Source organism: Pseudomonas sp. PAGU 2196, from assembly GCF_022179005.1.
Taxonomy (GTDB): Bacteria; Pseudomonadota; Gammaproteobacteria; order Pseudomonadales; family Pseudomonadaceae; genus Aquipseudomonas; species Aquipseudomonas kermanshahensis.
Window position 1 is genome coordinate 96,697 of the sequence record NZ_BNTL01000009.1, and the last position, 18,574, is coordinate 115,270.

15 protein-coding genes are annotated in these 18,574 nt (G+C 65.1%); 8 read left to right on the forward strand and 7 right to left on the reverse strand.

Annotated features, from left to right (window positions below):
- Window positions 1-166 precede the first annotated feature (166 nt).
- From MFF34_RS08615 to MFF34_RS08650, 8 genes are all read left to right on the forward strand, one after another.
- Window positions 167-2,104, forward strand: a complete 1,938-nt coding sequence (locus MFF34_RS08615; protein ID WP_238212441.1) for a DUF294 nucleotidyltransferase-like domain-containing protein — start codon at window positions 167-169, stop codon at window positions 2,102-2,104.
- Complete coding sequence (locus MFF34_RS08620; RefSeq protein WP_238212443.1) at window positions 2,101-2,811, forward strand: PolC-type DNA polymerase III; 711 nt, start codon at window positions 2,101-2,103, stop codon at window positions 2,809-2,811. The genes MFF34_RS08615 and MFF34_RS08620 overlap by 4 nt, the downstream gene beginning before the upstream one ends.
- 206 nt (window positions 2,812-3,017) lie before the next feature.
- Window positions 3,018-3,536 carry an RNA polymerase sigma factor gene (locus MFF34_RS08625; protein ID WP_099428143.1) on the forward strand — a complete coding sequence of 173 codons (519 nt, stop codon included), beginning with the start codon at window positions 3,018-3,020 and terminating at the stop codon, window positions 3,534-3,536.
- Window positions 3,533-4,489: a FecR domain-containing protein gene (locus MFF34_RS08630; protein ID WP_238212445.1), complete on the forward strand. Its 957-nt coding sequence runs from the start codon at window positions 3,533-3,535 to the stop codon at window positions 4,487-4,489. The genes MFF34_RS08625 and MFF34_RS08630 overlap by 4 nt, the downstream gene beginning before the upstream one ends.
- A gap of 251 nt (window positions 4,490-4,740) precedes the next feature.
- Window positions 4,741-7,173: a TonB-dependent siderophore receptor gene (locus MFF34_RS08635; protein ID WP_238212447.1), complete on the forward strand. Its 2,433-nt coding sequence runs from the start codon at window positions 4,741-4,743 to the stop codon at window positions 7,171-7,173.
- Window positions 7,174-7,256: 83 nt separating this feature from the next.
- On the forward strand, window positions 7,257-8,369 hold the full coding sequence (locus MFF34_RS08640) for a PepSY domain-containing protein (protein ID WP_238212449.1): 1,113 nt from the start codon (window positions 7,257-7,259) through the stop codon (window positions 8,367-8,369).
- Window positions 8,366-8,542, forward strand: coding sequence for a hypothetical protein (locus tag MFF34_RS08645; protein ID WP_238212452.1), 177 nt, complete (start codon window positions 8,366-8,368; stop codon window positions 8,540-8,542). Before MFF34_RS08640 ends, MFF34_RS08645 begins: the two co-directional genes overlap by 4 nt.
- A 69-nt stretch (window positions 8,543-8,611) precedes the next feature.
- A complete protein-coding gene (locus MFF34_RS08650) occupies window positions 8,612-11,626 on the forward strand; it encodes a dermonecrotic toxin domain-containing protein (protein WP_238212455.1) in 3,015 nt (1,004 codons plus the stop codon).
- Here MFF34_RS08650 and MFF34_RS08655 read toward each other — a convergent pair.
- From MFF34_RS08655 to waaF, 7 genes are read right to left on the reverse strand one after another with little or no spacing between them, the layout of a single operon-like run.
- Window positions 11,587-13,029: a lipopolysaccharide kinase InaA family protein gene (locus tag MFF34_RS08655; RefSeq protein WP_238212464.1), complete on the reverse strand. Its 1,443-nt coding sequence runs from the start codon at window positions 13,027-13,029 to the stop codon at window positions 11,587-11,589. The two genes, MFF34_RS08650 and MFF34_RS08655, sit on opposite strands and share 40 nt — an antisense overlap.
- Complete coding sequence (locus MFF34_RS08660) at window positions 13,029-13,781, reverse strand: lipopolysaccharide kinase InaA family protein (RefSeq protein WP_238212466.1); 753 nt, start codon at window positions 13,779-13,781, stop codon at window positions 13,029-13,031. The genes MFF34_RS08655 and MFF34_RS08660 overlap by 1 nt, the downstream gene beginning before the upstream one ends.
- Window positions 13,778-14,512: a lipopolysaccharide kinase InaA family protein gene (locus MFF34_RS08665; protein ID WP_238212468.1), complete on the reverse strand. Its 735-nt coding sequence runs from the start codon at window positions 14,510-14,512 to the stop codon at window positions 13,778-13,780. The genes MFF34_RS08660 and MFF34_RS08665 overlap by 4 nt, the downstream gene beginning before the upstream one ends.
- Window positions 14,512-15,318, reverse strand: coding sequence for a lipopolysaccharide core heptose(I) kinase RfaP (gene rfaP / locus MFF34_RS08670; protein ID WP_085274046.1), 807 nt, complete (start codon window positions 15,316-15,318; stop codon window positions 14,512-14,514). Before rfaP ends, MFF34_RS08665 begins: the two co-directional genes overlap by 1 nt.
- Entirely contained in the window at window positions 15,315-16,439 is a 1,125-nt protein-coding gene (locus MFF34_RS08675) for a glycosyltransferase family 4 protein (protein ID WP_099428137.1), read from the reverse strand. Before MFF34_RS08675 ends, rfaP begins: the two co-directional genes overlap by 4 nt.
- Window positions 16,439-17,497, reverse strand: a complete 1,059-nt coding sequence (gene waaC / locus MFF34_RS08680; RefSeq protein ID WP_027594327.1) for a lipopolysaccharide heptosyltransferase I — start codon at window positions 17,495-17,497, stop codon at window positions 16,439-16,441. Before waaC ends, MFF34_RS08675 begins: the two co-directional genes overlap by 1 nt.
- Window positions 17,498-18,547 carry a lipopolysaccharide heptosyltransferase II gene (gene waaF / locus MFF34_RS08685; RefSeq protein ID WP_027594326.1) on the reverse strand — a complete coding sequence of 350 codons (1,050 nt, stop codon included), beginning with the start codon at window positions 18,545-18,547 and terminating at the stop codon, window positions 17,498-17,500.
- Between the last annotated feature and the right edge of the window lie 27 nt (window positions 18,548-18,574).

Sequence of the window (18,574 nt, forward strand, 5' to 3'; positions counted from 1 at the left end):
CGTGCTCACGGTAAGACCGCATCTTGCGATATTGATCACACGCCGCTCATAGACTTACGTCCAATGGGCACCACAGCGCAGCCAGCCGACCATGGAGACCGAGAACAACAAGGCCGGCACCTATATATAGATATATATAGTTCGGCGTAGCGATACGGTCAGCTTCATGAGTAAAAAGGACGCCTACAGCCAGGCGGGCAGGACGGCTGTGCTACAGAACATACAAGGCACGTTGCAGTTTCTGCAGCGCTTCCCTCCGTTCAACCAGATGGAGCACGGCCACCTGGCGTACCTGGTCGAGCAGTGCCAGCTGCGCTTCTATGCCAGCGGCGAAAGCATCGTCAAACCCGCCGATGGCCCGGTCGAGCACTTCTACATCGTCAAGCAGGGGCGCGTCGTCGGCGAGCGCCAGCACCTGGTCAAACCCGGGGTGGAAACCACCTTCGAGATCACCAGCGGCGAGTGCTTCCCCCTGGCCGCGCTGCTGGGCGAGCGTGCCACCCGCACCGAGCACCTGGCCGGTGAGGACACCTTCTGCCTGCAACTGAACAAGGCCGCGTTCATCCGCGTGTTCTCCTTGTCGGAAGCCTTTCGCGACTTCGCCCTGCGCGGGGTCAGCAGCCTGCTCGACCAGGTCAACCAGCAAGTGCGCCAACGCGCCGTGGAAACCCTCGGCACCCAGTACTCGTTGAATACTCCCCTGGGCGAACTGGCCATGCGTCACCCGGTGGTCTGCAGCCCCGACATGCCGCTGCGCGACGCCGTGCGGTTGATGCACGAGCAGCAGGTCGGCAGCATTGTCGTGGTCGACCCCGCACGCTACCCGATCGGCATCTTCACCCTGCGCGACCTGCGCCAGGTGGTGGCGGCCGCCGATGCCGACCTGGGTGCGCCGATCGAGCGGCACATGACCGCCAAGCCGTTCTACCTCAGCCCGCAGGCCAGCGCCTTCGACGCCGCCATGGCCATGACCGAGCGGCACATCGCCCATGTTTGCCTGGTGGACAACCAACGCCTGTGCGGGGTGGTCTCCGAACGTGATCTGTTCTCCCTGCAACGGGTCGACCTGGTGCACCTGGCGCGTACCATTCGTCATGCACCGCGCCTGGAAACCCTGGTTTCCCTGCGCGGTGAAATCAGCCAACTGGTCGAGCGCATGCTCGCCCACGGCGCCTCCTCGACGCAGATCACCCAGATCATCACGCTGCTGAACGACCACACCGTCTGCCGGGTCATCGAACTGGCCCTGGCCGAGCGCGGCGACCCAGGCGTGCCCTTCAGCTGGCTGTGTTTCGGCAGCGAAGGGCGGCGCGAGCAGACCCTGCACACCGACCAGGACAACGGCATCCTGTTCGAAGCCCGCGACAGCGCCGAAGCCGACGCGGTCCGAGCCCGCCTGCTGCCACTGGCGCAGTACATCAACCAATGCCTGGCCCAGTGCGGTTTTACCCTGTGCAAAGGCAATGTCATGGCCGGCAACCCCGAGCTGTGCCTGTCACGCAGCGAATGGGCACAGCGCTTTGCCGGCTTCGTCCGCGAGGCCAGCCCGGAAAACCTGCTGGCTTCGAGCATCTATTTCGACCTGCGCGTGGTCTGGGGCGACGAGCAAGGCTGCGAGCAACTGCGCCAAAGCCTGCTGGCGCAGGTGGCCGACAACCGCCTCTTCCAGCGCATGATGGCCGACAACGCCCTGCGCCAGCGCCCACCCGTGGGCCGCCTGCGTGAATTCGTGCTGACCCGCCAAGGCAATGACAAGGCCGCCACCCTCGACCTCAAGGTGCAGGGCCTGACGCCCTTCGTCGATGGCGCGCGGTTGCTGGCCCTGGCCAATGGCATCGGTGCCTGCAACACCCTCGAGCGCCTGCGCCAACTGGTGACCAAGGGCATCATCGAGCCACTCGACGGCGCAGCGTATGAAGAGGCTTACCACTTCATCCAGCAAACCCGCATGCAGCAGCACCAGCGCCAGACCCGCGATAACCTGCCCTACTCCAACCGCGTCGACCCAGACAGCCTCAACCACCTGGACCGGCGCATCCTGCGGGAGTCGCTGCGCCAGGCGCAGCGCCTGCAAAGCAGCCTGGCCTTGCGGTACCAGCTATGAGCCTGTTCGCCTGGCTACGCCCCAGCCTGCCCGACCTGGACGACACCTCGCGCCAGCGCCTGGCGCAGTTGCCCAAGCCCGCGGCGCTGGGGGTGTGCACGTTGCGTGAACAGCGCTGGGTGGTGCTGGACCTGGAAACCAGCGGCCTCAACCCCAACCGTGACCAGGTGTTGTCGATTGGCGCCGTGGCCATTGAAGACGGCGCCATCGACTTCGCCCAGCAGTTTGAACGCACCCTGTACCGCCCGACCCAGAAGACCAACGCCAGCGTGTTGATCCACGGGCTGGGGCCCAGTGCCCTGGCGGCCGGCTGCGACCCGGTCGAGGCCTTGCTCGACCTGCTCGACTTCATTGGCGATAGCCCAGTGCTGGCGTTCCATGCACCCTTCGACCAGCGCATGCTCGCCCGCGCGCTGAAAGAAAGCCTGGGCTATCGCCTGCAGTTGCCGTTTCTCGATGTTGCCGAACTGGCGCCGATGCTCAACCCCGACACGGTGCTGCGCGAAGCCGGGCTGGATGACTGGGTTGCGCGCTTTGGTCTGCAGGTGGAAGAGCGCCACCATGCCAGTGCCGATGCCCAGGTGACTGCTGAGCTGGCCTTGATCCTGTTCAGCCAGGCCCGCCGCCAGCAGTTGGACAGCCCGTTGCAGCTGGATCAGCGGTTGCGGGGGTGGCGTCGGCGTAAGGTGCATAGTCACGGTTTGTAGGGCTTGAGTGTTGTTGCGCCTGTGAGATCGAGCGCCGCGCGGGCGGCGCTCGATCTCACAGGCGCCAAATCACCCAATCATTACACCCGCCGGCGCCCCCACCATAGTGGCAATCCGATAAGCGTCCATTGCGCCCCGCCCCCTGCCTCTGCAACAATCGCGAATAATTATCGTTAGTTAATGCATTCGTTCCGGGGGGACGCTGCTTGTCTTCTGCACACAGCCCACACGCCGAGCTGGTCGGTGCGCTTTACCGCGACCATCGCAGCTGGCTGCTCGCCTGGCTGCAACGCAGCATGGCCTGCCGTCAGCGTGCCGAAGACCTGAGCCAGGACACCTTCGTGCGCCTGCTCGGCCGTGATCGGCTGGAAACGCCCCGCGAGCCACGCGCCTTTCTGGCCGCCGTGGCCAAAGGGCTGATGTTCGACCATTTCCGCCGCACCGCGCTGGAGCAGGCCTACCTGGCCGAGCTCGCCCTGCTGCCCGAAGCCGAACACCCCTCCCCGGAAACCCAACACCTGATTCTCGAAGACCTCAAAGCCATCGACCGCCTGCTGGGCAAGCTGTCGAGCAAAGCGCGGGCGGCCTTCCTGTACAACCGCCTGGACGGCATGGGCCATGCCGAAATCGCCGAGCGCCTTGGCGTTTCGGTCTCGCGGGTACGCCAGTACATCGCCCAAGGCCTGCGCCAGTGCTATGTGGCCTTGTACGGGGAGCCGACGTGAACGGCTCACCGGTATCGTCCCGCGTCCTGGAAGCGGCCATCGCCTGGAAGCTGAGCCTGGATGAAGGCAGTGGCACGCCTGATGAGCGCAACGCGTTCATGCGCTGGCACGCCGCCAGCGAAGAGCATGCCCGCGCCTGGCGCCAGTTGGGCAGCCTCGACCAGCGCGTGAGCGCCGCTGCCGGGCCTGCGCGCCAGGCACTGCTGCAGTCGCGGGCCGGGCTGCGGCGGCGCATCGGCAAGGTTGGCAGCGGCCTGGCCGGGATGTTGCTGCTAGGCTCGCTGCTGGCCTGGGTCGGCGCCCCCTCGCTGTCACCGAACTACTGGCTCGCCGACCAACGCACGGCCACCGGCGAGCTGCGCACCCTGCGCCTGGAAGACGGCACCCTGCTGAGCCTGAACACCCATACCGCGGTGGATATCGACTACCAAGGCGAGCAACGGGTGATCGTGCTGCACCAGGGCGAGATCTCGGTCGAGACCGGCCACCAAGACCCACGCCCGTTGCTGGTACGCACCGACGACGGTCGCCTGCGCCCGCTTGGCACACGCTTCCTGGTGCGCCGTGAGGCACAGGGCACACGCCTGGAAGTGCTGCAGGCCTCAGTCGCGGCCATGCCGCTGAACAGTGGCGACGAGCAGGTATTGCGCGAAGGCCAGCAAGTGCTCATGGATGCCAACGGGCTTGGCCAGGTCGGCACAGTCGCCGTCGGTGCCGATGCCTGGACCCGCGGCATGCTGGTGGTGGACAACGTGCGCCTGGCTGACTTGCTGGCCGCGCTTGGGCATTACCGCAGCGGCCATCTCGGGGTGGCTGACGAAGTCGCCGACCTGCGTGTCACCGGCAGTTTCCCGCTGACCGACACCGACCTGGCCCTGGCGTCGCTGGTGCCGGCACTGCCGGTGCAGATCGAGCGGCATACCCCGTGGTGGGTGACCGTCAAGGCCAGATAATGATCTGTTGTTTTGGCTCGAATTCACTGTAGGAGCAGCCTTGTGCTGCGAAGAGGCCAGCGACAACACAGTGAATCTTCGCTGCTTTCACTGGCCTCTTCGCAGCACAAGGCTGCTCCTACAGCGGATGGCGTTTGAACGGGCATCGCCGGTTCTTGAAGTTTTTCACTTTTTTTTCGACAGCCCCTGTCACTTTTGAAATCTCGCTCGGCAAGGAAGCAGTTAGCACTTATCCGTCTTGGAGCCGCTGCATGTCCCGTACTGTCGATCGTATCCTGCGCCCCAGCCTGATGGCCCTGGCCATTGGCCTGGCCGCGCCATTGGCCAGCCCTGCCCTGTTCGCCGCCGAGCAATCCGCCCAGCGCGCCTACGACCTGCCTAGCGCGCCCCTGGCCAGCACCCTCAACCAGATCGCCAGCCAATCGGGCATCGCCCTGGCCATCGACCCGGCCCTGGTCAGCGGCCGCACCTCGGCCCCGGTCAACGGCCAGTACGACGGCATCGGCGCCTTGCAGGCCGCCCTGCGCGGCACCGGCTTGCAGCTGCAGCAGAGCAGCGTTGGCAGCTACAGCCTGGTGGCCGTCCCGGACGGCACCCTGGCGCTGCCGGAAACCACCGTGAACGCCGACAGCGTCAGCGAAAGCGCCTGGGGCCCGGTAGAGGGCTACCTCGCCCAGCGCACCGCCGCCGGCACCAAGACCGATACCGCGCTGGTCGAAGTCCCCCGCTCCATCTCTGTTGCAACCCGCCAGCAAATGGCTGACCGCGGCGTGCACAGCCTGGATGATGCCGTGCGCTACATGCCCGGCATCGTGTCTGCCAGCTTCGGCAGCGACACACGCTATGACTGGATGCGCGTGCGTGGCTTCGAGCCGACCCAGTTCCTCGATGGCCTGCCGCTGCCCCGTGGCGTGTACGCCAACCCAAAAGCCGAAACCTGGAACCTCGACCGCCTCGCACTGCTGCGCGGCCCGGCTTCCTCGATCTACGGGCAAACCCCACCGGGCGGCCTGCTGGACATGGTCAGCCGTCGCCCACAAGCTGGAAGCGCCCACGAAATCGAACTGCAGTACGGCAGCGACAACCACCGCCAGATCAACTTCGCCAGCACCGGCAAAATCGATGACCAAGGCCAGTTTCTGTACAGCGTCAGTGGCGTGATCCGCGATGGCGGCACCCAGATCGACCATATCGACGACAAGCGCTACAACATCGCCCCGAGCCTGACCTGGAACATCGACGACGACACCTCGCTAACCTTGCTGACCCAGTTCACCCGCGACGATACCGGCGCCACCAGCCAGTTTCGGCCGATCCAGGGCACCAAGATCGACATGCCGTTCGGCAAGATCTCCCACCACAAAAACCTGGGCGATCCGGACTACGAGTTCTACGACCGCACCTACTACGCGCTGGGCTATGCCTTCGAGCATCGCATCAACGATGTCTGGCAGTTCCGCCAAAACCTGCGCTACACCAAGTCGGACCTGGCGTTCCAGACCATCACCCCCGGCAGCTATTACGCGCCCGGTGGCCCGGTGCAAGACGATGGTACCGTCAGCCGCATGTCCACCAACGTCGACGAAGACATCAGCCAATTCGCCGTGGACAACAACTTCCAGGCTGACTTCGCCAGCGGGGACATTACCCACACCCTGCTGATCGGCCTGGACCACCAGCGCGTCAACACCAACTACCTGTCGATCTACGGCTTCAACGTACCGAACAGCAACGTCAACAACCCGGTTTACGGGCTGCCGATCACCCGCCCGGATCGCTCCACGGCGTTCTATGACTACAACCAGAAAACCCGTCAGACGGGCCTGTATGTTCAGGACCAGATGGCACTGAACAACTGGCGCCTGACCCTGGGTGGCCGGGAAGACTGGGTGCATACCGGCACCAAGTACCTCAACCAGGGCGATGCCACCAACACCCAACGTGACAAGCAGTTCAGCGGCAACGCGGCGATCAGCTATGTGTTCGACTCGGGCTTTGTGCCGTACCTGTCGTATGCGGAGTCGTTCCAGCCGGCCAGCAATGCCGCCGTTTCTGCGACGGAGTCGTTCAAACCGACCGAAGGCAAACAGTGGGAGCTGGGCATCAAATACCAACCGCCAGGTTCCAACACTTTGCTGTCGGCAGCCGTGTATGACCTGACCCAGAAAAACGTCTCGGTCACCAACACCATCGGCAACGTGAGCGTCACCAGCCAGACTGGCGAAGTGAAAGTGCGCGGCCTGGAGCTGGAAGCGGTATCCGACGTCAGCGAAAACCTCAAGTTGACCGCTGCCTACACCTTGGCCAAGTCCGAAGTGCAAAAGGGCGACTACAAAGGCAACCGCCTGCAACTGATGCCCAACCAGCAAGCCTCGCTGTGGGCCGACTACACCTGGCACAGCGGCGTGCTTGACGGTTTCGGCATCGGCGGTGGCGCGCGCTACACCGGCAATACCTATGGCGACCAGGCCAACACCTACCTGGGCAAGGCCAATGCCTACACCGTGTTCGATGCCTCGGTGCACTACGACCTCGGCCGCCTGAACAACAGCCTCAAAGGCGCGTCGGTGGCGGTCAACGCGACCAACGTGTTCAACAAGGACTACCTCTCCACCTGTGACAGTTACTACTGCTACTACGGAGATGAGCGCAGCGTCGTCGCCAGCGCCACCTACAAATGGTGATGACCTGACGCCCCACGCGCGCCGACCAAGCCGTCCTTCAGGGGGCGGCTTTGGTCTTTCTGGACGTCGAGAAACAAAATGAAATGAAAAGCTCAACCATCCGCCGCTGGTCCTTCATCCACACCTGGAGCAGCCTGGTCTGCACCCTGTTCCTGCTGTTGCTGGCCCTCACCGGCCTGCCGCTGATCTTCCACCACGAGCTGGAACACCTGCTCGGTGACGCTCCCGAACTGCGCGAGATGCCCGCCGGCACCCCGCACCTCGACCTGCAACAGTTGGTGCTCAAGGCCGAGCAACACCGCCCCGGGGAGGTGATGCAGTACTTCGGCTACGACGAGGACGAACGCAACGGCGTGGTGGCAATCACAGCCGCGACCGCCGGCACCGAACCCAATTCGTCGCACACCTTCATGCTCGACGCCCGCACCGGCGAAGCCGTTGCCATGCCGGCTGCGAACGGCGGGTTCATGATGGTCATGCTGCGCCTGCACGTGGACCTGTTCGCCGGCCTGCCTGGCAAGTTGCTGCTGGCATTCATGGGCGTGCTGTTCGTCGTGGCGATCGTCTCTGGCACCGTGCTCTATGCGCCGTTCATGCGCCGCCTGGATTTCGCCACGGTGCGCCACGACAAGTCCCGCCGCCTGCGTTGGCTCGACCTGCACAACCTGATCGGCGTGGTAACCCTGGCCTGGGCGCTGACGGTTGGCGTGACCGGTGTGATCAGTGCACTCTCCGACCTGGTCATCGCCGCCTGGCGCAACGACAGCCTGGCAGCCATGGTCGCCCCCTACCGTGATGCCCCGCCGCTCACCGAACGCGCCCCGGCCAGCCGCCTGTTGGCCATCGCCGAGCACGCGGCGCCCGGCATGCGCCCGGATTTCATCGCGTTCCCCGGCACGCGCTTTTCCAGCGAGCACCACTACGCCGTGTTCATGAAAGGCGCCACGCACCTGACCTCGCACCTGCTCACCCCGGTGCTGATCGATGCGCAGACCCTGCAAGTAACCGCCGTCGGCGAGCGGCCCTGGTACATGGACGCCATGGGCCTGTCGCAGCCGCTGCACTTCGGTGACTACGGCGGCCGCCCCATGCAGATCCTCTGGGCGGTGCTCGACGTGCTGACCCTCATCGTGCTCTGCAGCGGCCTGTACCTGTGGTGGGGCAAGCAGCGTAAACCACGGGAGGCCAAGGCATGAGCCACGCGTCGCGATCGACCACTAGGATTTTCGCCTGGCCGGCACTCATCGCCCTGCTCGGTGCCTTGGGCCTGTTCGCTGCGCTGCTGGGCGACGGCGCGTGGGATGGCTTGTCCTGGGTGGGCCTGGGCCTGCCGGCGTACTTGGCACTGCGCGGTTTCTGGCGGCGCTGAGGTAATGGGTTAACGCAGCCGCCCGGCCAACGCGGTGCAGCATGGTCCCCTTTCACCAGGAGATAGGCCATGACACCGCTGCTGCGCCTCCAGTCGCTGGACAGCCAACTCGACGCACTACTGCCCCCCTTGGCGGGCGTGGAACACAGCCTCGACCAAGCCCTGAACACCCTGTTCACCAATCCAGCGATCACCGCCCGGACCTTGTACTTCGGGCGCTTCCGCCTGCTGGACCTGGTCGGCTTCCACCTGTTCGACGGCGGCGCCTTCAAGCCACCGGTCGGTGCGCAAGCCCGACACGACGACCGCCCGTTCAACCTGCCAAGCGACTTCAACGCCCACATCGAACGTTGCTGCGCGACGCTTCGCCAAAGCTTGCATGCGCGCCTGGCCAGCTATTGGCTGGCGCGTGACGAAAAAGGGCTGAGCCGGCAAGCACGCCTGGCCACCCTGCGCCGCGATCAACTGTTCACCGAAATGCGCTTGCGCAGCCACGACCAAACCTTGTCTGTGGAGCACGCCCGGCTGCTGACTACCTGCCTTGAATACCCACAGCCCTGGCAACGCCAGCACCTGCCCGCCGCCAGCCGCCCGCAGCTGTACCGCCCGTTGCTGTCGGGCTCGGCGCCCAACTGGCGCAGCCACTTGCCAGGCGTGCTGATCCTCACCGAGAACGGCCCTGAGGGCCACTTGCTCGACGCACAGGCACCGGTCGGGCGGGCGCTTTTGTGCAGCATCGTGCACGGCATCGAAGCGTTCGACAGCTTGGCCGCCTTGCACGTGGAATTATGCGAACGCCTCGAAGACCCGGTGCAGAGCGAACCGCTGACCCGACTGCTGGTGGTGAGCGCAGATCGCCAACGTGCCCAGCGGGCCGAACGCCTGCGCTACGACTGGTTCAGCGAGGACCTCGCCGAGGCGCAGGCCCTGGCCATTCGCGAGGCCCATGGCAAACGCCTGACCGCCGCCTGGCAGGCCGCCTGGGCCCAGGGCCTGCAACGCAGTATCGAACACCTCGACGCCCAATTGGGCAACGCACTGGACCTGCACCGCGAACTCGGCAGCCAAGGCCCGGTGGCCACCCGCTATGGTCTGCTGCTAGAAAAGCACATGCCTGACTGGTTGCGCTCGACCTCGCAGCAAGGCGTTGCCCACATCATGCAAGCCATGCAGGAGCAGGTGGCGGCCATCAAGGCCGCAGCCGCGCCAGGCATCCTAACGTTGGAGCAGTTCAACCAACGCCACACCCTGCTGGCCTGGGTGCGCCAGCGGCTGCGCGAGTTCCTGCAACAAGACCCCGGCATCGACACCCCTCCGGAACAGATCTCGATCAGCGTGACCCTGGCGCGCCAGGTCGGCCCCATCAGCAACCCGCTCGACACCAGCGCCTACATCCCCGTGGCCAGCCGCCCGCACGCTGGCGGGACGATTGAACTGGTCAACCAAAGCTACCGGTTGGATGAACTGGCACTGCTCAATATCGCCTGGTTCGACGTCGATTACTGGCTGACCGCCCGCGTGCACCTCGACGCCGACCAGCCGCTGCCAGCCCTGACGCCACTGCGGGTCAAGCAGATCGTGCGGCGCCTGAATGCTGGCAGCGGCTACCAAGCCTACCTGCGCACCCAACTGCTCGATTCGCCCCATGGCCGCTGGCGTCAGCAGGCCTATGCGCACCTGAGCCGCACGCGCATGCACGCCGAAGCGGTCAAAGCGCGTTATGCCGGGCATTTTCAGCCGAGCACGATCGAACAGGGCTATGGCTGGGCCGACTGCGTCATTCACTCACCCGACAGCTACAACCGGCCGCACCGCAACGAACAACAAGTGATCGCCCGGCAGATGCTGATCCAGGGGCAAACCCTGCAAGGTGTCGTGCTACTGGTCTCGCCAGAGCACTCTTACCGCATCGTGGTCTACAGCCCCGACGCGCCGGACCGCCGCCCCTGGCGTGAATACAACAACGCCCGGGCGCTGATCCGCGCCGTGCGCAGCGATGCACAGCTGCGCCACTATGTGTTGCAACGCTTGCCGCTGGGCAACCGAAAAAGCCTGGAGGCACTGCTGGTACAGGGCCGCCTGGGCTCGCATATCAGCTTGCAGACCATCACCGGTAACCTGTACGACGCCCTCTACCGAGCCGAGGTCAACACCCTGATGGCCCAAGCCAATGCCTTGACCCGCAGCAACCAGGAGCTGCTGGGGGAGTTTTCGGTCAATGTGCTCAGGCTGGTGCTGGATATCCTCACCCTGGTGTTGCCGCAGGCGGGTTCGACTGCACTGGCGTTCGGGCGCATGGGCATTTCCATCTGGGACGGTTTCGAAGCGCTCGACCGGGCCGACCACAACGGCGCGCTCCATCACGCGATCGCAGCACTCGGCCACGCCACGGCGGGGCTCAACGACATGGCAGGCTCCGGGCTGATGCGCCGGGTTATGCGCGGCCTGCCCAAGCCGCCACCGGTGCCGCTGCCCAAGCATTACGAAGCCACCCCTGATGTGGCCAAGCTGCGCTACCGCATCGATGCGCTGCACGACGAGGCTGTGTACGAACAGCAGTCGGCGACCCCAGGCCTGTCGCAGTACTACGTGAGGGATAACCTAGGCCGCTACTTCAATGTCAGTTTCGACGGCAGACGCTGGCGCGCCACCGACCCGAACCAGCCGAACACCTACCTGAAGCTGCCGATCAAGCGCTGCCTGGATGGCCGTTGGGTGGTCGACTCCCCAGTGCTCTGGTACGACGGGTTGCCGAACATCCAGCAACTGTTGGAAGACTGCCGCCTGCCCAGCCCGTTACACGGCACCGCGACCGAAGACGATGCCCAGCTGTTTCAGGACAACACCACGCTGTACCTGCAACTGGGCAGCCACCAGTTACCTGTGCGCCGCCATCTGCTCGCCGCTCACTACCACCTGGTATTACCTGAGACGCTGCGTGGCACCGTGCCCGCGTGGGCAGTGCTGCGCTGGCAAGATGCGCAATGGCGCATCCGCGTGCGCCAGACCGGCCGCAGCAGCAACTGGCTGGCGCTGCCGGCAGCTTACTCGGACAACCGCGGCAGCAACCGGTCCAGCCGCTGATGCAAGGCACTGTCACGTGGCCAGTTGCGCAGCAGCCGTGCCCGGTCACGGGCATAGGCTGGGGCGAAGCTGAGCTGGGTGGCATGCTGGCACATGGCATCGAGGTCGATCAGCGACCACTGGCCGTTATCCCAGAACAGGTTATGGCCCTTGAAGTCGCCATGGCTGATGCGCTCGCGGATCAGTTGCTGCATGACCTTCACCAGCGCATCGACCTGCTCTTCAGGTGCCTCGCCGTTTTCCACATAGGGCGCGAAGCACGCGGTCAGGTCCGGGCCATCGACATAGTCGGTGACCAGGTAGGCACGGCTGCGCAGGCCCATGACACGCTCCTCTAGCACTGCCAGAGGGCGTGGCGTGGCGATGTCGAGAAATTCCAGGCGGTGGCCTTCGATCCACGAGTGCCAGGCCCGGCTAGGGCGCCAGAAGCGCTTGAACCAGTGCGCGGTGTTCTTGATGTTGTAGCGTTTGAGCACCAGTTGCCGGCCATCGACCTCGATGCGGGCCACACTGGCGGCGCCACCGGTCTTGTACAGGTGGCCTTTGTCGATCAGTTCATCAGCGTGTTCCAGCACCGGCAGCATGGCCTGCACCTCAGTACGGCGAATCGCCCGCAGGCCCGAAAGGCTACGCTCGACGCTGAACAGCGAGCACTCGCGGCCGGCCTTTTCCAGGTAGTCCTTCTGGCGCCAGTTGCGCACCTTGTCCACCTGCTTCTGCAGCGCTTCGAGTGGCAGCGCGTGCTCGGCATTGGCCAACAGGTAATGCACCAGCAGCTCTTCGATGAACGGCTCCAGGCGCTTGGGCAATTGGGCGAAGAACACCCCGAGGTTTTCCAGCACACGCGGGCGCGACAACTGCTGGCCCGGGGTCTCGGCCTTGATGCCCGCGCCGTCGATCAGGTACAGCTTGCCGCCATGGCGCAGCAGGTTGTCCAGGTGCAGGTCTTCCTGCCACACGCCCTTGGCGTGCATCTGCGCCACCGCCGTCAGCGCCTCACCCAACACCGCGTGTTGCTCGTCTGCCAGTACGGGCAGGTGCTCCACGGCGGCCCAGGCATCGGCCAGGCTTTCGGCGCCATCCAGAAACGCGAACAGCAGCCAGCCGCCCTCGCCTTCCTTCAAACCATCGGCCAGCAGTTTCGGCGTGGTCAGGCCCTGCTCGGCCAGCAACTTGACGCCTTGCAGCTCGCGCTGGAAGTGCCGGGCAGCATTGCTGCCCACCAACAGCTTGGCCAGCACCGGCGTGCCACGCCAGACACCAGCACCCACATAACGCTGGCCGGGCAGCACGCGCAGCAGGCTGAGCAGTTGCAGCTCGGCGCTGCCGGCGGCATCGGCCAAGCTCACGTTCAGGGGCAACGCCGGGGCGCGCCCGGCCTCTTTCAGTTCAGACAAACGCATCAGCGGGCCTCTTTTTCACGACGGCGTTGCGTCAGGCGTTGCAGCCAGGTGCCGACCAGCGTGCCGTCCGCCGGCTGCACCAGGTAGGCTGCCAGCAGGTGGCGCACATCCGCCTCGCTCCAGGCCCGGGCACGGCGCAACAGGGGCTCCAGGTCCTTGAGCCGGTCACGCATGCCGAACAGCAGGGGCCGGGTTTTTTCCAGGTCGATCAGTTGGGCATCCCAGCCTTCGCGGCGTTGCCGTAGGAAGATGTGCTTGGGGTAGAAGCAGCCGTGCACCTGGCCAGCGCTGTGCAGCGTGCGCGCCAACTGGCCGCAGGCCTCGAGGATGCCGTTGCGTTCGGCATCGCCCAACTGCGGCCACTGAGCCAGCAGGCTGTCCAGGTCGGCCCACTCGTCCAAGGCACGGGTCATGAGGATCGCCCGGTGCTCGCCGGCCTGCTTGCGCTCGCCATAGAACACCGCTTGCAAGGCCGGAATGTGCAGCTTCTGGTAGCGGCTGATGTTGCGGAATTCGCGGGCGAAAGTTGGCTCGCCGAATGGCCGGTGCAAGGTACGGGTGAGGTAGTCGCTCTGGCGCTTGAGGTAGTAGCCCTTGCCTTCGAGTTCCAGGCGGAACACGCTGCTCCAGCCCCCACGCCCGGTGTTGGGCTCGTCCACAGCATCGAGCTGCAGCGCCCACAGCGCGTCGAAATCGTTCAAGCCGTGGCGTTTGAGCAGCGCGAGGTCCGCGCTGGCCAGGTAATCGGTCATTCCCTTCCCTCGAAAAAGCTCAGCACTTGGCGAATCCGCTGCTTGTCGCGGGCGTTGAGCCTGTCGCGACCACGGTATTGCAGGTAGAAACGCAGGCGCTGGGTCGCCGACAGGTGGTATTTAGCGACCTTGTCCAGGCACGCCAGGTCTTTGATCATTCGGTGCCGCCACATGAAGCCGCGCCAGAAGTCGCCGGTCGGGCAGTCGATGAAGAACAGCGTGCCCTGGTCGTCGACCAGCAGGTTGCGCCACTTCAAGTCGTTGTGGGCAAAACGGTGCTCGTGCATGACCCGGGTATGGCGCGCCAGCTGGCGGCTGACGTGGTCGACCCAGGCGGGGTCTGCCAAGCGCGGGTCTTTGCGTTCGGCCAAGGCCGACAGGTCTTCGGTCCGCGGCAGCTCACGGGTGATCATCGCCCCGCGGCCAAACGCCAGGCCCTTGCGCTCCAGGCCCCAGGCAACCACTTCGGCGGTGGGAATGCCCCACTTGGCGAACTGCTTGAGGTTTTGCCATTCGGCCTTGATGCGCGGTCGGCCAAGGAAGCGGCGCATGTGCTTGCCCGCCCCGGTGTAACGCTTGACGTAGTAATTGACGCCCTCGCGCTCGATGCGCACCACTTCGCTGAGCGGGTCGCGGGTCAGGCGTTCACCCTGCAGGGCGAAGACTGCGTCAAGGCTGCCGAAATCCGCCGCCAGGTGTTCGTAGCCTGGCGCCAGTGTCCAACCCGCCATCAGAGTGCATCCCCATAGCGTTGTTTGCGGTCATAGAGTTTCTGCGCCTTGCGTTCCAGCCAGGCGAGCAGCGCGGCCTCGTCGGCAAGCACTTGGCGCAGCGGGCGCTGGAAGTAACCACGCAAAAAGCGCAGCTTGTCGCGCCGGGTCAGGCCGATGTCCAGCGCCGAGAAGTACAGCGCGGCCAGGTCCTTGTCACGCCAGCGGCGGCTGATTGTCGCCCGGGTCTGGGCACGGTGCAGGTCGATGACCGACAGTTTGAAGTCTTCTGGCGTCACCGGGCGATCGGTGTGCAGCAGGAAGTGGCAGATGTAGCAGTCGCGGTGGTTGACCCCGGCGCGGTGCATGCCGCCAGTCATCTTCGCCACTTCGGCGATCAGCGCACGCTTGAGGCGTGGCGCGGGCGGCTGCTTGACCCAGTCGATACTGAAGTCTTCCAGGCTGATGGTCGGCGCCAGTTCTTCGGTCACGATGAACGAATGCTGAGTGGCCGGGTTGCTGCCGCGCTCGCCATAGGCGACGGCGGTCATGGTCGGCACGCCGACCTCGTGCAGGCGCTGGATGGCTCGCCATTCCTGGCCGGCACCGAGCACCGGCAGCTTGGCGCTGAACAGGTTCTTGAAGATCTCACCCCAGCCGATGCCGCGGTGAATCTTGACGAAAAACCCCTCGCCCTCGACGACGGTGCGCAGCGTGCGGCGCCCTTCCAGCTCGCGGTATACCTCGCCTTGCAGCGCTTCCACGGCCTCGAAGGCATCACGCCCGGCCCACAAGCGCTTGAAGGGTTCGGCCAGTATCAGCTTCATGCGGTCTCCTGCCCCAGGATCACATCAGCAGCATGCTGCGGCATGCTGTACAGGTCGGCCGTATCGGCAAAGGCCAGGCCGTTGCGCGACCAGTCGGCACGGGCCTGCGGGTCTTCGAGCATGCGCTGCAGGTAGCCGTTGAGCTGTTCCTGTTCGAACGGCTCGTCCAACACCAGGCCGCTGTCGGCTTCAGCGATGTAATGGGCATAGCCACACACCTTGGAGACCAGCACCGGCAGGCCTGCCACCAGCGCTTCGAGCAGCACGGTGCCAGTGTTTTCGTTGTAGGCCGGGTGGATCAGCAGGTCAGCGCCCAGCAGGAAGCGTGGGATATCGCTACGCCCCTTGAGGAACTGCACCTGGTCGCCCAGGCCGAGGGTGGCGCTCTGCAACTGGAAGACCTTGGGGTCGTCCTGGCCGATGACCATCAACCGGGTGCGCTTGCGCAAGGCAGACGGCAGCGCGGCCAAAGCCTTGAGGCTGCGGTCGACGCCCTTGGTCTTGAAGCCCGAACCGATCTGCACCAGCAGCAGGTCATCGTCGCCCAGGTTGAATTCCTGGCGGAACTCGGCGCGGATCTCGGCGGCGTTGGCCGGTGCCCGACGGTCCTGGGAAATGCCCGGCGGCAGCAGGTGAAAGCGTTCAGCCGGGGTGCCGTAGTGTTTGACGAACAGCGGCTGCTGCACCTCCGAGATCATCAGCACTTCGGTTTTCGAGTCTTTGGCGAACACCGCGCGCTCGTACTCGGCAAAGTGCCGGTAGCGGCCCCAGCGTTTGTAGAGGCCCCCACGCAGGGTCTGGGCCTTGTCCTCGAAGCAGCCGTCGGCGGCGTAGTACACGTCCAGCCCCGGCATCTTGTTGAAGCCAATCAGGCGGTCGACCGGGCGCTTGGCCAGGTCGGCTTCCATCCAGGCGCTGAGCTTCTCGTTGCGGCGGTGGTTGAACAGCGCCTTGACCGGCGCCACCAGCACTTCGAAACCAGGCGGAATGTCACCTTCCCAGATCAGTGTGTACACACGGATCTGGTGGCCCCGCTTCTGGCATTCCAGGGCAATGCGCATGAAATCGCGCTGCAGCCCGCCGAAGGGGAAATATTTGTAAAGCACGAAAGCCAGTTGCATCAACGAACATCCTCAGCCAGCAGCAGCGCGCTCAAGCGGCTCGCCACATGCTCGGGATTCAGGCGAGTGAAGCACAGCGGCCACTCGCGTTTGAGATCGAACCGGCGCAGGTCATCGGCGCTCGGCTTGTAGGTGCACTTTTTCTGCAGGCACGGCGCACAGGGGAAATCGCTGGCCTGGTGAACCTGGGCGCGGCCATAGGCGCCGGTCAGGCCCGGGTTGGTCGGGCCGAACAGTGAAATGGTCGGCACATCCAGCGCCGCAGCCAAATGGCCCAGGCCGGTGTCCACCGCCACGCAGGCCTTGGCCGCCGCCAGCACGCGGGCAACGCCGACAAGGTTCAACTTGGGCAGTACCTGGCAGTTATTCAAGCCCTGGGCGATACGTTCGGCACGTGCCTTCTCGGCCGGGTTGCCCCACGGTAGGCGCACTTGCAGCTTGCGCCGGCCCATGCGCTCGGCCAGCTCGCGCCAGTAAGCCTCGGGCCAATGCTTGGTGGCCCAGGTGGTGCCATGCAGGAACACCACGTAGGGCGCGGCCGGCGGCAATTGCAGGCGATCGAGGTCCAGGCCGTAGTTGCCGATGCCTTCCGGCAAGTCGTAGGCCAGGGCCAGGGCGAACAGTTGGCGCACACGCTCGACCGCGTGCTGGCCCGTGGCAACCGACAGGCGCCGGTCATAAAAACGGCTGGCCAGGCCTTCGCGCGCCGAGTAGCGGTCCAACCCGGCCACCGGTGCCTTGACGTAGCGGGTCAGCCAGGCCGACTTGACCAGGCCCTGGGCATCGATCACCAGGTCGTACTTGCGCGCCCGGACGCGCTGCTTGAACGCTTTCCACTCGCCGCTCTTGAGGGTCTGCCAGATGTTCTTGCGCCAGCGACGGATCGCCACCGGGATCACCTGGTCGACCGCCGGGTGCCAGCTGGGGATCTCGGCAAAGCCTTCTTCCACCACCCAGTCGAAACGAATGCCCGGTATCGCGTGGGCGGCATCGGTGATCGCCGGCAGGGTGTGGATCACATCCCCCAGCGACGATGTCTTGATGATCAGTACCCGCACTTAGTCGACCTCGGCCACGGTATCGATCAGGTTCGGACCGCCCAGGCTGTGCAAGGCGGCGATGACTTGCTGCGGGTCGAGCAGGCGCAGGCAGTTGTAGTGGCCAAAACGGCAGGTGCGGTCGAAGCACGGGCTGCATTCGATGCCGGTGCGCACCACTTCCACCTGCTCGGCCAGCGGCGGCGTGAAGCCCGGCGAGGTCGAGCCATACACGGCGACCAGCGGGCGATTCAGCGCGGCCGCCACGTGCATCAGCCCGGAGTCGTTGGACACCACGGAATCGGCGCAGGACATCAGGTCGATGGCCTCGGCCAGCGAGGTTTCGCCGGCCAAGTTGTAGGATTCTTCACGCAAGCCCGGGATCAGCCGGTCGCGGATCTGCTCACCGACGGGGTGATCGCTTTTCGAACCGAACAACCACACCTGCCAGCCCTGGCGGATCATCGCCTCGGCCACGGCGGCGTAGTGCTCGGCCGGCCAGCGTTTGGCCTCGCCAAACTCGGCACCGGGGCACAGCGCCAACACCGGGCGGTCGAGTGCCAGGCCGAACTTGGCCAGGGCGGCGTCACGGCTCTGCGGTTCGATTTGCAGGCTGGGGCGTGGGTAAGGCTGAGGCAGCTCGGTGCCCGGCGCATAGGCCAGCGCCATGAAGCGCTCGATCATCAACGGGTAGCGTGCCTTGTCCAGCTTGCGCACGTCGTTGAGCAGGCCGAAGCGCATCTCGCCGCGCCAGCCGGTGCGTTTGGGAATACCGGCAAAGAACGGCACCAACGCCGATTTCATCGAGTTGGGCAGCAGAATTGCCTGGTCGTACTGGCCGGCCAGGGACTTGCCGATGCGACGTCGGGTGGCCAGTTCCAGCGCACCGTGGCCGAGCGGGAAGCTCAAGGCTTGGCGCACCTCGGGCATGCGTTCGAGGATCGGCCGGCTCCACTCGGGCGCCAACACGTCGATCACGCAGTCGGGGTGCTGCTGTTTCAGGCACTGGAACAAGGTCTGCGCCATTACCATGTCGCCGACCCAGCTGGGGCCAATGATCAGTATTCTCATGCTTAGTCCAGAAACGCTCGGGGAGGC